Origin of the sequence: Halanaerobium sp. ST460_2HS_T2, assembly GCF_003337665.1 — a bacterium.
Taxonomy (GTDB): domain Bacteria; phylum Bacillota; class Halanaerobiia; order Halanaerobiales; family Halanaerobiaceae; genus Halanaerobium; species Halanaerobium kushneri.
This window is the reverse complement of the sequence record NZ_QPJF01000018.1, coordinates 1-16,157: the sequence shown is the minus strand read 5'-3', so window position 1 is coordinate 16,157 and position 16,157 is coordinate 1. Positions and strand designations below refer to the sequence as shown.

At 35.7% G+C, this 16,157-nt stretch carries 15 protein-coding genes and 1 riboswitch; of the genes, 12 read left to right on the top strand and 3 right to left on the bottom strand.

Features of this window, described 5'->3' with window-relative positions; translation table 11 throughout:
* Position 1: 1 nt before the first annotated feature.
* The 3 genes from DFR80_RS09595 to DFR80_RS09585 all read left to right on the top strand — a co-directional run bounded on the left by DFR80_RS09595 (position 2) and on the right by DFR80_RS09585 (position 1,492).
* The gene (locus DFR80_RS09595; RefSeq protein ID WP_114489870.1) at positions 2-766 is read left to right on the top strand and encodes a Mut7-C RNAse domain-containing protein; all 765 of its coding nucleotides are present in this window, start codon (positions 2-4) and stop codon (positions 764-766) included.
* Positions 767-842: 76 nt separating this feature from the next.
* A complete protein-coding gene (locus tag DFR80_RS09590; RefSeq protein WP_114489869.1) occupies positions 843-1,238 on the top strand; it encodes a metallophosphoesterase in 396 nt (131 codons plus the stop codon).
* 2 nt (positions 1,239-1,240) lie between these two features.
* Positions 1,241-1,492, top strand: a complete 252-nt coding sequence (locus tag DFR80_RS09585; protein WP_114489868.1) for a hypothetical protein — start codon at positions 1,241-1,243, stop codon at positions 1,490-1,492.
* A gap of 80 nt (positions 1,493-1,572) precedes the next feature.
* Here the strand turns inward: DFR80_RS09585 and nhaC are convergent, their stop codons facing one another.
* Complete coding sequence (gene nhaC, locus DFR80_RS09580; protein WP_114489867.1) at positions 1,573-2,952, bottom strand: Na+/H+ antiporter NhaC; 1,380 nt, start codon at positions 2,950-2,952, stop codon at positions 1,573-1,575.
* Between the two features lie 228 nt (positions 2,953-3,180).
* Between nhaC and msrB the strand changes: the two genes are divergently transcribed.
* Positions 3,181-4,380, top strand: a complete 1,200-nt coding sequence (gene msrB, locus DFR80_RS09575; RefSeq protein ID WP_114489866.1) for a peptide-methionine (R)-S-oxide reductase MsrB — start codon at positions 3,181-3,183, stop codon at positions 4,378-4,380.
* A gap of 177 nt (positions 4,381-4,557) precedes the next feature.
* Here the strand turns inward: msrB and nadE are convergent, their stop codons facing one another.
* Positions 4,558-5,352 (bottom strand): NAD(+) synthase, encoded by a 795-nt coding sequence (nadE, locus tag DFR80_RS09570; RefSeq protein ID WP_076545180.1) that lies wholly within the window; start codon positions 5,350-5,352, stop codon positions 4,558-4,560.
* 400 nt (positions 5,353-5,752) lie between these two features.
* Between nadE and DFR80_RS09565 the strand changes: the two genes are divergently transcribed.
* The 8 genes from DFR80_RS09565 (at position 5,753) to DFR80_RS09530 (ending at position 14,818) form a co-directional block, all read left to right on the top strand.
* On the top strand, positions 5,753-6,289 hold the full coding sequence (locus DFR80_RS09565; RefSeq protein WP_114489865.1) for a macro domain-containing protein: 537 nt from the start codon (positions 5,753-5,755) through the stop codon (positions 6,287-6,289).
* Between the two features lie 18 nt (positions 6,290-6,307).
* Entirely contained in the window at positions 6,308-6,814 is a 507-nt protein-coding gene (locus tag DFR80_RS09560; RefSeq protein ID WP_327077772.1) for an HAD hydrolase family protein, read from the top strand.
* Positions 6,815-6,852: 38 nt separating this feature from the next.
* Positions 6,853-7,470: a cyclase family protein gene (locus tag DFR80_RS09555; protein WP_076545175.1), complete on the top strand. Its 618-nt coding sequence runs from the start codon at positions 6,853-6,855 to the stop codon at positions 7,468-7,470.
* A 57-nt stretch (positions 7,471-7,527) separates the two neighbouring features.
* Positions 7,528-7,612: riboswitch (ZMP/ZTP riboswitch) on the top strand.
* Positions 7,613-7,883: 271 nt separating this feature from the next.
* Positions 7,884-10,112, top strand: a complete 2,229-nt coding sequence (gene pflB, locus DFR80_RS09550) for a formate C-acetyltransferase (protein ID WP_114489864.1) — start codon at positions 7,884-7,886, stop codon at positions 10,110-10,112.
* Between the two features lie 72 nt (positions 10,113-10,184).
* Positions 10,185-10,913: a pyruvate formate-lyase-activating protein gene (gene pflA, locus DFR80_RS09545; RefSeq protein ID WP_076545172.1), complete on the top strand. Its 729-nt coding sequence runs from the start codon at positions 10,185-10,187 to the stop codon at positions 10,911-10,913.
* A gap of 225 nt (positions 10,914-11,138) precedes the next feature.
* On the top strand, positions 11,139-11,804 hold the full coding sequence (locus DFR80_RS09540) for a hypothetical protein (RefSeq protein WP_199505801.1): 666 nt from the start codon (positions 11,139-11,141) through the stop codon (positions 11,802-11,804).
* A gap of 32 nt (positions 11,805-11,836) precedes the next feature.
* Positions 11,837-13,612: a DNA helicase RecQ gene (gene recQ, locus DFR80_RS09535; RefSeq protein WP_114489863.1), complete on the top strand. Its 1,776-nt coding sequence runs from the start codon at positions 11,837-11,839 to the stop codon at positions 13,610-13,612.
* Between the two features lie 135 nt (positions 13,613-13,747).
* Positions 13,748-14,818: a cyclopropane-fatty-acyl-phospholipid synthase family protein gene (locus DFR80_RS09530; protein WP_369862720.1), complete on the top strand. Its 1,071-nt coding sequence runs from the start codon at positions 13,748-13,750 to the stop codon at positions 14,816-14,818.
* Between the two features lie 53 nt (positions 14,819-14,871).
* Here DFR80_RS09530 and DFR80_RS09525 read toward each other — a convergent pair whose 3' ends face one another.
* Positions 14,872-15,888, bottom strand: a complete 1,017-nt coding sequence (locus DFR80_RS09525) for a mechanosensitive ion channel family protein (protein ID WP_076546172.1) — start codon at positions 15,886-15,888, stop codon at positions 14,872-14,874.
* Between the last annotated feature and the right edge of the window lie 269 nt (positions 15,889-16,157).

The following is a 16,157-nucleotide window of genomic DNA, read 5'->3' as shown; positions in this document are numbered from 1 at the left end:
AATGAAAACAATCAAATTAAGATTTTATGGATATTTAAATGATTTTATTAGTGTAGATCAGAGCAAGAATCTTGAACTTATAGATGAGCATTATTATCTTCATAACTACCGCGGCCGGCAGACAATTAAAGATAGAATCGAAAGTATTGGTGTACCCCATCCGGAAGTGGCCCTGATTTTAAAAAATGGTGAAGCGGTTGATTTTTCCTATCTGGTTCAGCCGGATGATACATTTTCAATCTTTCCTTATCTATATAACTTCGATCTCTCTCCTGAAAAATCTCTGCAGCCTGAATATCCTCCTGCTAAACCAAAATTTATTTTAGATGTTCATTTAGGTAGACTTGCTCGCTATCTGAGGCGTTTTGGTTTTGATACTGCATATAGAAATGACTATCTGGATCGACAGATTGTAGAAATTTCAATTAAAGAAAAAAGAATTATTTTAAGCAGAGATCTCGGCCTTTTAATGAGAAAAAGAGTCAAGTGGGCCAGTTTTATCCGGGATGATGACCCCCAAAAACAGCTAAAAGAGGTATTTGATCGATACAGTTTATCTAATTATTATCAAGGAGAAAGTCGCTGTGTTAACTGTAATGGTGAATTAAAAAAAGTTGATAAAAAGAAAATAGTCGAAAGACTGGAGCCAAAAACAAAGAAATATTATAATGACTTTAGATACTGCAGTAAATGTGACAAAATTTACTGGAGAGGCTCACATTATGAAAAAACGGAAAAACTGCTGGAAAAAATAGCTCCTGATTAACTTCTAATTTTAAATGATTAATAATTTTAAACAGCTGTGTTATAATAAAAGAAAGTAGTAAGTGGAGGTGGCTTAAATGGGTGAATATGTAATAGGTGATATTCACGGAGAAATAGAAGCTTTAAAAACAATCATCAATAAAATTAATTATGACTCGACAGAGGATAAGTTAATATTTCTTGGAGACTATATAGATAGAGGTTCTGATTCCTACCAGGTTTATCGATATATTAAAAAACTTGATAATGGAAGCAATATTTTCATTAGAGGAAATCATGAAGAAATGATGATTGATGCAGTTTTGAATAAAAATAACAAGGGGCTCTGGTATCATAATGGAGGCCGGGCAACAGAAAGAAGTTTTCCCAATTATTCAGAGCTGGAAGAGGCCGCTAATTTTTTGATTCTCTACCTTATCAATATACAGATGAGAATTATATATTTGTTCATGCCGGTATTCGACCTGATCTAAAATTGACAGAACAGTCAGAACACGATCTAGTCTGGATTCGATATAAATTTCTGGAGGCAGAAGCAGAAAATTTTAAAGAGAAAAGAACAATAGTTGCCGGACATACTCCAGTAGCAGAAGTTAAATTTCAAGGAAATAAGATCCTAATGGATACTGGGGCTGGTAAAGGTGGAATATTAAGTGCCATTAATTTAAAAACTAAAAAAGTATATACTTCTGCAGAAAAAAATCCAATTGCTTCACTACTCTTTTAAAACAAAATAAATTAACTTTTAATAAAGAAGCTGGCTCAAAAATAGTATAGTTAATGAGCCAGTTTTAAATTTTTAAACTATTATTCTTCACTTTGAAAAATAAAATTACCGCTAAAGGCATAAAATACAGCAATAATTGGTGCCAGAAAAGATAAGAAAGTATAGGGTATATAACTAAAACCGATATCCATTACATTCTGAATATAAACAGAAACAACTCCCCAGGGCAGGATAGCACAACCGAGAGTTGAGGCAGTCTCCAGAGTACGTGAAAGAACATTATTATTAACCTTCATTTCCTGATAGGCTGGAGCTAGAGTTCTCCCCGGGATAACAATGGAAACAAACATTTCTCCCGTAGCCAGCAGCATAATATAAGCTGAAGTGAGAGAAATTAAAATTAAATCCCTTGGTTTTTTAATAAAGTTAAGCAGTGAATCTAAAATTGATTCTAAAATTCTTGCTTTTTCTAAAATTCCTCCCATTGCGGTTCCGGCCATAATAATAGCAACTGTACTCATCATATTATTAATTCCGCCCTGAGTTAAAAGGCTGTCTAAAAGTTCCATTCCAGTATCAGCCTGATAACCACTGGCAGCTGCATGTAAAATTTCTGCAAAGCTTGCCCCCTGAGTTAAAATAGCAAAAAGAGAAGCTGTAAGAAAGCTAATTGAAAGAGAAGCGATTGCAGGCACCTTAAATAGTGAAAGCAAGAGCATTAGAGCAGGTGGTATTAAAGTCCAGAGAGAAATATTAAAATTTTGGCTCAGACTGTTTAAAATTTGATTAATATTAGTCAGATTAGCACCGTTTTCCAGATAGGATGTTCCAAGAAAAGCATATAAGCTTAAACTGATCAGAGCGGCTGGGGCTGAGACATAAAGCATAGATTTAATATGTTCAAAAAGTCCTGTGCTGCTCATGGCAGCAGTTAAATTTGTAGAATCGGACATTGGCGAAATTTTATCTCCCAGCATAGCTCCAGAGACAATTGCTCCAACAGTAATTGCTTTTGGAACTCCCAGTCCTTCCGCAACCCCCAGCAGTACAATCCCCATTGTAGCAATTGTTCCAAAAGAGCTCCCAATTAAAATGGAAGTAATGGCTGCCAGAAGAAAGGCGGCCGGTAAAAAGATGCCTGGACTTAAAAGTTCCAGCCCATAGTAAACCATAGTCTGAATAGTACCTGATAAAATCCAGCTGCCAATTACCATGCCAATAATTATTAAAATTAATGAGGCTCCGAGTGCGTTTTTTATTCCATTAATCATTCCATTTTCAATTTCATTCCAGCTTAAACCAAGATAGAGCCCTGCCAGGGCAGCAGTCATTGTTCCCAGGACTAAAGCTGTCTCCAGAACTAAAGCTGTTCTAATCGAAATTAAAATAACGGCAATTACTGACAGTAGAATGATAACTGCAATTTTGGAATCTGGTTTTTTTCTTTTTGCTTTATTCATTTTTAATCAACTTCCTTATTATGTATTTATCTTATTTATAATATGCACATTGTTTATATCATAACTATTTTTTTAATTAAAATCAAATTATTTTAGGATTTTTAAGAAGGCAAATAATTTAAATTTAATCTTGAGTAATCTACTTACTATTAATTTATTAATATTAATCTTATTATAGCATTAGCAGGGCAGGATATTATATCTTTTTATATACAGGAGGTAGATTAGATGAATTATTTATTAGTTGTTTTCATTATTTTGCTAAGTGTTTTGGGTATGACGCTGAATGGGTTGGCTCAGACTGAAATTTCCTATGATCAGCAAATGAATCAGGTAGATACTAAAACTGCTACATTTGCTCTTGGTTGTTTCTGGGGACCTGATGCGTCTTTTGGTGCTCTCGAAGGTGTTGTTAGAACAAGAGTTGGTTATGCCGGTGGAACTACAGAGAACCCAAGTTATAAGATGATTGGTGATCACACAGAAACAATTGAAATTGATTATAATCCGGAGATTATATCTTACAGAGAACTGCTCCAGATTTTCTTTAACAGTCATGACCCCTATAGTCAGGCTTATTCCAGACAGTATGCTTCTTTGATTCTTTATCATAATTCAGAACAGAAGCAAATAGCTCTGGAAATGAAAGAAAAACTGGAGGCTGAAAGCGGAAAAGAAATAAAAACTGAGATTAAAAAATTAGATCGATTCTATCTGGCTGAAGATTATCATCAGAAATTTAGACTTCAACAGCAGGTAGCTTTTAGAGATCATTATTTAGAACAAATGACTATGAAAGAGTTTATTAACTCTCCTTCAGTAACGAAAGTAAACGGATATATTACCGGTAATGGTGAGCGAGATAATATTATAAAAAATATTGCTGAACTTGGTTTAACTTCTGAACTTCAGGAAAGGCTTTTAGAAAAAAATAGTATTGATCCAGCTGAATGTGTAACTTTCTGTAAGACTGAAGATGCGGAAAATGTAATAATTAATGAAGAAGAAAGTGATCAGGAATTAAGAGCCCGCCTTACTGACCTTCAATATAAGGTGACTCAGCTTAATGCAACAGAACCTGCTTTTAACAATCAGTACTGGGATAACAAAGAGCCCGGTATTTATGTAGATGTTGTTTCAGGTGAGCCTCTTTTTTCTTCAACCGATAAATTTGAATCTGGTTCTGGTTGGCCCAGTTTTACCAAGCCGCTGGTTGAAGATAATCTAGTTGAAGTTGAAGATAACTCACTCTGGATGACCAGAATAGAAGTAAGGTCCAAAAAAGCAGATTCTCATCTAGGGCATGTATTTGCAGATGGCCCGGGGCCAACAGGTTTGAGATACTGTATTAATTCTGCGGCTTTAAGATTCATTCCAGCTGAAGATCTGGCTGAAGAAGGTTATGAAGAATATAAAGATTTATTCTAAAAACTAATGTACAGGTATGTACAGGTACCGTGAACAACCCGATATATAAGTTATTTTGTCGAAAACACGTTAAATTCAACAAAATAAAATAAAAAGCTACAAAAACTGACAGGTGCCGTGTACCTGTCAGTTTTTGTGATTATTTGTCATTTGAAATTATTTTTAAATGTATTAAAATTACTCAGCAATTTGAAAAGTTGGAACATTTTCTTTTTCCCTGGCAGCATCAATCAATTCTTTAACCCGTTTGACATCTCCCTCTTCAAATTTGGAGAGATCATCATGATTGTTGATTGATTCATAGATTTTATCAAAATTTTCATAACTGATACCAAATTCTTTTTCATCACGATCACTTTCATCTCCGCGGCAGCCACCTGTAGGGGGTCTATTGATAATTTCTTTCGGAATTCCTAAAACTTCTGCCAGTTCCCAGACTTGAGTTTTATTTAAATCACCAATTGGTCTCATATCTGTTCCACCATCACCATAAAGAGTATAATATCCGGTTAGAATTTCACTTTTATTACTGGTTCCCATAACTACATAGTTCTTTTTCTCAGCAATATAATAGAGAGTCATCATTCTTAATCTTGTTTGGATATTCTGTTCTGCCGGATTTGGAGTGGGAATTTTGGTCTGAGGCCAGTGATTCTGTTCATTTTCTTCAATGTCTATGTTCTTTAAGGTATTTTCAAGAGGTTTATTAATTTCCTTCATATTTACCTTAAGAGTCTCTATATCAAACTTATCAGCCAGCAGCTCAGCATATTCTACATCTTTAGTGATTGTACCATTTGCTGGTAGCATAACTCCCAGAACATTTTCTCCAAAAGCCTTTTTAGCAAGAGCCCCAACAACAGAGGAATCGATCCCTCCACTAAGTCCAACTACAACTCCATCAGCATTTCTTGCTTCAACCTGTTCCTGCATCCATTTCTGAATATCGTCTGCTAAATTTTCATCAATCATTTTTACTATTACCTCCCAGAGAAAGTAATTTTTTATCTTTTAAGATTAATTCCACTATGGATTATAGGAAAGATTAGAAGTTGTGTCAAAATATATAGACTCAAAAATAAAATTTATAAACTATTAGCTATTATTAAAGCACTAATACTCTAAAATAATCTCATTAAGTTAATCTAACTTGCAAATTGATACTGTATGATATTTATTTATTTTTATAATTATCAGAAAATTTAAATTAAGAATTCAAACTTTTTGTTCTGTTTAAAAAGGAAATCATAAACAGTTAAAGAATTATATAAGTAACAGGTAATAAAGATTTTGAAGCCTGTAGATTTATTAATATTTTAATAATTGTAAAACAGTTAAGGTTTCTAAATTATATTTTGAAAGGAGGATTTTTATGAACTTTCAAATTGAGGAAATTTTACTGGAGCTGATTCAGGGAGATATAACAGATCAGAAGGACATTGAGGCTGTAGTCAATGCAGCAAATGCTCAGTTAAAGATTGGAGGAGGAGTTGCCGGTGCTATTCACAGAGCGGCTGGGCCCGAACTCGAAAAAGCCTGCAGAAATCTGGCACCAATAAATCCAGGAGAAGCAGTTATAACAGAGGCTTTTCAGCTGCCAAATCAGTATGTAATTCATACTCTGGGTCCTGTTTATGGTCGTGATAAACCAGAAGCTGATATACTTGGCAGATGCTATAAAAATTCTTTGAAACTTGCTGCAGCCAATAGAATTAAAAGTATTGCTTTTCCTGCAATTTCTACGGGTGCTTTTGGCTATCCTACAGAAGAGGCTGCTGAAGTAAGTATAAGAACTGTCAAAGAAATGACATCAGAATTAAAAAATATTAAGATAATTAGATTTGTACTTTATAATAAAGATGATCTCAGAACATTTGAAAGTCAGGCGAATAAGATTTTAACTCAATAAGATAAAACTTGCAGACGGGTGGGGGTCGCACTTCAATTATCTAAGGAGGAATATATGCTAGATCTCAATATACCAGGATGTAAAAATCTAAAAGTAGAAAAAATTGTTTTCGACCTTAATGGAACTTTAGCCTGTGATGGTAAACTAATAGCAGGGGTAAAAGAGAGCATCAACAGGCTGTCAGAAGAATTTGAAATTTATATTCTAACTGCAGATACACTTGGAAATGCAGAAAGTTTGCTTCGGGATCTAAAGGCAGAAGTGGTAATAATTGAAGGTAATGATGGCAGCAAATTTAAGGCTGATTTTGTAGAAAAACTGGGCAGAAAACGGGTTATAGCTGTTGGTAATGGCAATAATGATGCTCAGATGCTTAAAAACGCTGAGCTTGGGATAGCAATTATCGGTCCTGAGGGTACTGCCAGGGCTGCACTCCTGGGAGCAGAATTAATTAGTAGAGAGATTAATGACGTTTTTGATCTAATTTTTAATCCGGACCGGATTAAGGCAACTTTAAGAAAATAGTTTGACCAATTTAAGACGGCATAAAAGGGAGGTTAATTGTGTCAGAATTGATTGATTTAAGTTATGAAATTTATAACGGAATGCCTGTATATCCAGGAGATATAGAAGTTGAGCTAGTTAATAATAAGAAAATTGTCCGCGATGGTTACTGTAATCATAATTTAAAAATTGGAATGCATGCCGGGACCCATCTTGATTTACCGGCTCATATGCTGGAAGATGTTCGTAATGCAGCTGATATTTCTCTTAATTCAATTTCTGGTCAGGCGAAAATGATCTATGCTGTAAGTAAAGAGGTTATTAATCTAAAGGATATATATAAATCTGTTATAGAAAAAAATGATATTGTTATTATTTATACAGGTCTGGAGAAGGAATACGGAAATAAACAATATTATAGTAAGCATCCTATCATTTCCGAAGAATTTGCTGATTTTTTAATTGCAAAAGAAATAAAACTGCTGGGTTTTGATATGCCATCACCTGATTACAGCCCATTTAAAATACATCAAAAATTTTTTGAAAATGATATTTTTATTCTCGAAAATCTCTGTAATTTAGAAAAACTGCTGGGATTAAAATCATTTAAAATTTTTGTTTTTCCCCTTAAAGTTAGAGCTGAAGCGGCTCCCTGTCGAGTTGCAGCAGAAATTTAGATTTGACACTCAAAAAACAATCTGCTAAACTATAAAATGTAGTTTTAAATTTAAATAATTGGATTATATGACTGGCGGATAAATATGGATCTAACCATAGGGGAATATAATCTTTAGTAAATCGCCCGCCTGGATATTGAGTAATTCTTTATCCGGGGGGCGATTTTTTTGTTTTTATATAGATTTTAGACTAAAAGAAAGCTAATGTAATCTAATTTACAATTACGCTCCTACAACAAAGCATAGTAAAATACTCAGGATTTGACGTTGGTAATTTTTTCTGCTAAGATTAGAATGAAATTCAGCTTAAAAGATGAAAATCAATTTACTGGGAAGGTCGGATAAATTTGCTTACTCATAAATATCTTTTAAGCAGCCAATAAGATTATAAGACTAAAAGAGGAGGATTTTTAATGGATTTTGATACTTTGGAATTAAAGGGTCAAAGATGGGAAGAAGAAATTGATGTTAGAGATTTTGTTCAGCAAAATTATACTCCTTATACAGGAGGATCAGATTTTTTAGAGGGTCCAACCTCAAGAACTGAAGATCTCTGGCGGCAGAGTTCCGAACTTTTAAAAATAGAAAGAGAAAATGATGGTGTTCTGGCCATTGATACAGAAATAGTTGCAGATATCAACGCCTATGATGCCGGTTATATAGACCGGGATAAAGAAATAATTGTTGGACTGCAGACCGATCAACCCTTAAAGAGAACCTTAAACACCTATGGTGGGATCAGAATGGCCCGTCAGGCAGCAGAAGCTTACGGGGAAAAGGTAGATCCCGAAATAGATAAGATTTTTACTAAATATAGAAAGACCCACAATGATGGAGTTTATGACGCCTATACTCCAGAAATTAGAGAGATCAGACGTTCCGGGGTAATTACCGGTCTCCCTGATGCTTATGGCCGTGGTAGAATAATTGGTGATTATAGAAGGGTAGCTCTTTACGGAGTCGATAGACTGATTGAAGCCAAAAAAGAGGATAAAGCCAATTTAAAAAGTCCGATGACAGAAGAGACTATTCGTCTGCGGGAAGAGGTTAGTGATCAGATTAAAGCTCTGAAAAAGTTAAAGGGGCTCGGGGAAACCTACGGCTGTGATCTATCACGTCCGGCTGAAAATGCAGAAGAGGCGGTACAGTGGACCTATCTTGCCTATCTGGCTGCAATTCAGGAAAATAATGGTGCTGCAATGTCCTTTGGGCGGGTGGCAGAATTCTTTGATATTTACATTGAACAAGATATTGAAGCTGGTAGACTGACTGAAAAAGAGGCTCAGGAAATCATTGATGATTTTGTGATTAAACTGAGGCTTGCCCGCCAGCTGAGGACTCCAGCCTACAATGAGCTTTTTAGTGGTGACCCACTCTGGGTGACAATTGTACTTGGTGGAATCGGAATTGATACCAGACCTTTAGTTACTAAGACCAGCTACCGTATTTTAAACACCCTTTATAATCTCGGTCCGGCACCGGAACCAAACCTGACTGTTCTCTGGTCAGATAAGCTGCCTGAGAGTTTTAAAAACTACTGTACAAAGGTTTCTAAAGATACAAGCTCATTGCAGTATGAAAATGATGATTTGATGCGCCGCAATTTTTCCGATGATTACGGAATCGCCTGCTGTGTATCAGCAATGACACCGGGTAAAGATATTCAGTACTTTGGTGCTCGCTGTAATCTGCCTAAAACCTTACTTTACTCACTCAATGGTGGTAAAGATGAGAAAACAGGAGCTCAGGTAGGACCAGAATTCAAACCCTATGAGGGTGAGGTTTTGGAATATGATCAGGTGATGGAAAACTTTGACCGCTTCCTCGACTGGTTGAGCGAAAAATATGTAGATGCCTTAAATATTATTCACTATATGCACGATAAATATGCCTATGAGGCGGTTCAGATGGCCCTTCATGATACAGAAGTTCAGCGAATTATGGGCTTTGGAGTGGCAGGACTTTCAATAATTGCTGACTCTTTAAGTGCTATTAAATATGCAGAAGTTAAGCCGATTAGAAATGCTGAAGGGATGATCATTGATTTTGAAATTAACGGTGATTTTCCTAAATATGGTAATGATGACGATCGGGTTGATGAGCTGGCTGTAGAAGTAGTTAAACTCTTTATTAATAAATTAAAACAGCATCAGCTTTATCGTGATTCTATTCATTCAATGTCAGTGCTGACTATTACCTCAAATGTAGTTTATGGTAAAAAAACAGGTGCTACTCCAGATGGTAGAGAGGCAGGAGAGGCCTTTGCTCCGGGAGCAAATCCAATGCACGGCAGAGATACTTCAGGTGCTTTAGCCTCACTAAACTCTGTGGCTAAAATTCCATATGAGTACTGCCAGGATGGTATTTCTAATACCTTTTCCATAGTGCCAAAAGCACTGGGTAAATCTGAGGTGGCCCAGGTTAAGAATCTAACTTCGATTCTGGACGGTTATTTTGGTCAGGGTGCACATCACTTAAATGTAAATGTTTTAAAGCGCGAAACTCTGCTTGATGCGGTTGAACATCCGGAAGAGTATCCACAGCTCACTATTCGAGTTTCCGGTTATGCAGTTAACTTTATTAAGCTGACAGCTGAACAGCAGCAGGAAGTAATCGCGAGGACTTTCCATAAAAGTATTTAATGGTAGATAGGTACCGGTTACTTGGAGATTATTTCCAAGCACCCGGTACCATCAACCACAAAGGAGGTTAAAATGGCTGAAGGATATATTCATTCCACTGAAAGTATGGGCACTGTTGATGGACCGGGAATCCGCTTTGTTGTTTTTACTCAGGGCTGTCCCCTGCGCTGTCAGTACTGCCATAACCCTGACACCTGGAAGTTAAAGGAAGGAAAAAAAGTTAGTACAGAAGCACTGATGGAGAAAATAAGAAAGATCAAACCATATATTGAACGCTCCGGTGGTGGCCTCACAATTTCTGGTGGTGAGCCGACAATGCAGCCAGAATTTACTATTGATCTCTTAAAAAAGGCAAAGGAAGAGGGGCTGCACACGGCCATAGATACATCTGGTTTTGTGGACCCGGAAAAATTTAAGAAATTTCTGCCCTATCTGGATCTGGTACTCCTGGATATTAAGACAATGGATGATCTGGTTCACCAAAAATTAACCGGAGTCAGCAATCAAAAGACTCTTAAATTAGTAGAGTTTCTGGAGAAAGAAGAACAGCCTTACTGGGTCAGACAGGTTATTGTACCTGGAATCACAGATGATCTAAATAAAATGAAAAAATTTGCAGAATATCTGCAGCCAAAAGAATATTTAAAAAAAATTGAACTGCTTCCCTACCACGAATTAGGTAAATATAAGTGGGAAAATTTAGGGCTGGAGTATAAGCTGGCTGCTGTAAAACCACCTTCTGAAAAGAAAATGGCAGAGCTGAATGCTATTTTTAAAAACTATAAAATTAATATAGCCTGAACAGCCTGAAATAAGCTATTTTGTCAAATTTTCTAAATTCCCCGATTGAGAGTATTCTTAATCGGGTCTTTCTGTTTTTATGTCGAAATTTATGTTATAATAATCTAACACTAAATTTAAATAATAATTTTTAAAATAAAAGTAAATTATAAAAGTTAATAAAATTAGGAGATAAAAATATATGCTTATTTTACAGGCGTTTTATTGGAATTGTCTTGATGACTGGTGGGAGGAAATAAAGAATGGAATCCCTACTTTGAGGAAAAAACCTTTACCAGGTTTGAAGAAGAAAAATTCCCCAAAAATCATCAGCACTTCTGTCATGAATGTGGTGGCTGCAGCAGCCGCAACAGCTTTGGGGAAACAATCTGTTATTACTCAGATGATCACTATATGAAAAATGAACTGATCAACTGGGCTGAATGGCTGAAAAATGAAATTGGTTTTGACAGCTTCAGGCTGGATAATCTCAAAGATATGCGCTGGGATTTTGCGAAGGAATTCGCTGATCATTTCAGGGATAACACCTTTATGGTGGGTGAATTCTGGCATGGTGATGACCGCATTCTGGAAGAATTTATAGACCACAGTCAGATAAATTTATTTAACTTTCCCCTTTATTACAGCATCAAGGAGATGTGTATGGACCCGTTTTTTCCGGTGCAGAGTTTAGAAGGAGTTTCCAAGGAAAACAGGGTTAACTTTTTATCAAACCATGATATAGAAAGAGAAGAAAGAGATTTTAACCGTGATGCCATTATTACCAATAAAGAACTTGGTTATGCCTATATACTTTTTCAGGATAATCCGGCTGTTATTTACTGGAATGACTATTATTATTCCGGCTTGAAAGTTGCTGGCAGGGACTATGAAATATTTGTCCAGGATTAAAGGAAAAAATTAATCTGCAGGAAGGATTTTTTATGTCTAAAGATACAGATATTAAAGAGATTTTAAATAAATATTACGGTTACAGCAGTTTTAGAAAAGGTCAGCAGAAATTAATAGAAAACATTCTTAAAGGCAGAGATACAGTTGCCGTGATGCCTACAGGTTCAGGAAAATCACTCTGTTACCAGATCCCAGCCCTTATTTTTGAAGGGCTTACAGTTGTTATTTCTCCTTTGATTTCTCTGATGAAGGATCAGGTTGATGCCTTAAAAGAAATGGGAATTAGGGCAGCATTTATCAACAGCTCGATCTCAAACCAGGAATTAGAGGCCAGAATTAATGCTGCCTCCAGGGGAGAATATAAAATGCTTTATATTGCTCCAGAGAGATTAAATTCATTTCGTTTTTTGCAGCTTCTGCAGCAGATAAAGATCGAGATGATTGCAGTTGATGAGGCTCACTGTGTATCACAGTGGGGACATGATTTTCGCCCCAGCTATTTAAATATTTCGCGGGTAATTGATAAACTTAGTCCGCGGCCTATTCTGAGTGCTTTTACAGCCACAGCTACCCCGACAGTCAGAGAGGATATCAGCAGTCAGCTCCAGATGGAAAACCCCAATATCTATACAGGTGGTTTTGATAGATCTAATCTGAGCTTTAAGCTTCGAAAAGGGATTGATAAGGATCAATTTTTGAAGGATTATCTAAAAGTTAATTCAGAGCAGCCGGGAATTATATATGCTGCAACTAGAAAAGAAGTCAACAGAATTTATAAGCTGCTGGTTGAGCTGGATTATGAAGTCGGCAGGTATCACGCCGGTCTGACCGAAGAGGAGCGGACAGCAGTCCAGGAGGATTTTATTTATGACAAGCTTAAAATTGTGGTGGCCACAAATGCCTTTGGGATGGGGATTGACAAGTCCAATGTTCGTTTTGTAATCCACTATAATATGCCCAAAAATATGGAATCCTATTATCAGGAAGCTGGTCGTGCCGGTCGCGATGGTGAACCAGCAGATTGTATTTTACTCTACTCACCGGGAGATAAACATATTCAGAAATTTTTAATTGATCAGGTAGAAACTTCCCCGGAAAGAAAAGAAGAACATTTAAAAAAACTGCAGCAGATGGTTGATTACTGTCATACCAGTAAATGTCTTCGTGCTTATATTTTAGAATATTTTGGAGATCAAGAGGTGTCCAAAAGCTGTAATAACTGCAGCAGCTGTAACGACCAGCGTGATTTAAAGGATATAACCGTTGAAGCCCAGAAAATTTTATCCTGTGTTTACAGACTAAATCAGCGCTGGGGAATCACAGTTACAGCAAAGGTTTTGGCCGGTTCAAAAAGCCAGAAAATTTTAGAGTCAAATTTTGATCAGCTTTCAACCTATGGAATCATGCCGGATTATACAATTAAAGAGATTAAAAATCTGATTAATCTGCTGGTGGCTGATGATTATTTGAGTCAGTCAGGAGCTAAATATCCGCTGTTAAAATTAAATCAAAAATCTTATCAGATTATGAATGGTGAGCTTGAAGTGGAAAAAAGAGTTGAAGCAGAACAAAAACAGGTCAGTGAGGAAAGTGAACTCTTTATGATCTTAAAAGAGCTGCGTAAAGAAATTTCTCAGAAGGAGGGAGTTCCTCCCTATATTATTTTCCACGACAGCACCTTAAAGGATATGTGCAGGATTCTACCGCAGAATCAGGCAGAAATGCTTAAAGTAAGTGGTGTTGGCGAAGTTAAGTTTAAGCGCTACGGTCAGGATTTTTTAGATAAAATTAAAGAAAATACTTCTTAATAAATGGGTGGACATAGTGACCGATAAAACAAAGAAAAATTTAATTTATTTTATTAGAAAATAACTTACAGCTAATATAATTTTAATAAAAATACTGTATAATATTACTAATAATATTAAAAATCACTTATTGAGGTGATAAAATTGGATTTAGATAAAATTCTGGCAAAAGGAAGAGTACCCGATTTTTTATTGAGGCGAGGAATTAGAAGGGTTATTAAAAAGCGAATAAAAAAGCAGAATCAGATTGGAATTGAAGCTCGCTTTAATTACTTAAAAAGTTTTATAGAAAATTTAAAAACACAGCCGATTGCTGTCCAGACTGAAGCTGCCAATGAGCAGCACTATGAACTTCCACCAGAGTTTTTTGAGAAAATTCTGGGCAGAAATTTAAAGTACAGCTGCTGCTACTGGAATGATGATTTAAGTTATAAAAAGTTAAAAAAAGAAGATGATCTGCAGCAGAGGCTTGATCAGGCTGAAGATGAGATGCTCAAACTGACAGCAGAAAGAGCAGAAATTGAAAACGGACAGAATATTTTAGAACTTGGCTGCGGCTGGGGCTCACTTTCTTTTTATCTGGCAAAGAAATTTCCTGATTCTAGGATTATTGCCATGTCAAATTCAAAGCTGCAGATAAATTATATTAATCAGCTGGCGGCCAAAAACAGAATTAAGAATCTAAGGGCAGTTAAAGCAGATATCAATAATTTTACTACAGATGCCAGATTTGATCGGATAGTATCGGTAGAGATGTTCGAACATATGCGTAACTATCAGAAGTTAATGCAGAAGGTAAGCAGCTTTTTAACTGATAAAGGCAAACTATTTATTCATATTTTTACGCATCAATTTTATCCCTTTACCTATCAGGACAGCAAAAATACTGACTGGATGGCCCGTTATTTTTTCAGTGGAGGTACAATGCCCAGTCAGGATCTGCTCCATTATTTCAGCAGTGATCTTAGCTTAGAAAAGCAGTGGGTAGTATCAGGTATTCACTATCAAAAAACTTTAGAGGCCTGGCTTGCAATTATGGATCAGAAAAAACAGTCTATTTATCCTATTTTAGAATCAACCTATGGAGCTCAGGCAGCTGAGAAGTGGTGGAATTACTGGCGGCTATTTTTCATGTCTTCAGCTGAATTTTTTGGCTACAATGGTGGAGATGAGTGGTTTATTAGCCATTATTTATTCCAGAAATAAATGTAGTGTCTATTAATAAAGTGTACCCATACATATTTATTTGTGTATGGTTTTTATTTATCTTCGGGAAATTCAACTCTGGTTCTGGGCAGACTTTCTGGATAATTTTCTTGAATAAATTTGATGAGTTTTTCTCTCAAAAAGACTCTTAATTCCCAGGCAGTTGGAGAGTCATCAGCACTAACCAGAATTCTTAATTCCATAGATTTTTCGCTGGCATCTGTAACCTGAACCACTTTAACCTTGCCATCCCAGAGTTTATTATCTTCTAAAAGGCGATCCAGTTCTTCTCTAACCGCATCAACAGAAATTGTGTAATCTGTGTATAAAAAAACTGTTCCCAGAATGAAAGAGGATTTACGAGTCCAATTTTGAAAAATATTGTCGATAAAATAGGTGGTGGGAACAACCAATCTTCTGCGATCCCAGACCTTAACTACAACATAGGTTAAATTAATTTCTTCAATCCAACCCCACTCTCCATTGACAATTACTACATCCTGAACCCTAATTGGCTGGGCAATAGCAAGCTGAATCCCGGCAATTATTGAGGCAATTATTTTCTGAGCTGAAAAACCAATAATAATACTGGCCACCCCGGCAGAAGCAAATAAGCTGATTCCAACCTGTCTAATCGAATCAAAGGTCATTAAAGCAGCAGCAACTGCAATAAAAATAATCAATACTTTAATTACTCTTTCTAAGATTCTGTATTGAGTATGTATTTTGCGGGCTCTTAAATTATTGCTGACATCAATTTTGTGAGTGTCATCAAGATAAAGCCTGATTAAATGCATCAATCGAATAATAAACCAGCTAATTAGAAATATAATTGTTATTCGTAAAAGATGATTTAAAAAAGCAAGAATTTCATTGCTCTGATTAAGGTAATAAAATGGGATTAAAAGAGCAACATTTAAAAATAGGTAAAGCAGCGGAATTTTAAGATTTTCTCTGATCTGTTTATATCTTTTTTCACTTAAGTCTTTTAAAATAAATCTGGTTGAATAGAGTAAAATAAAATAAATAACTGTAAAAGCCACAAGCGAAAATAAAAAATTTAAATACATTGAGTCACCACCTCTTTCAATTACTATAATTATAAATCCCAGACGGATAAAATTCAAATTCTTAAATCCCACTTTTATTTTACACTAACAATCCCATTTTATTTTCTACTAATATATTGTATTTTCCTAATTTTAGATTAAAGTTTTTATTTAAATTTGTTATAATATTATTTACTCAACTTTCGGCGTTAGGTTTTAGTAATAAAACCTTGATAAACATAGGAAGAAGCTCAAAAAAGTAGTCATAAAAAATACAAAAACACCCCTAT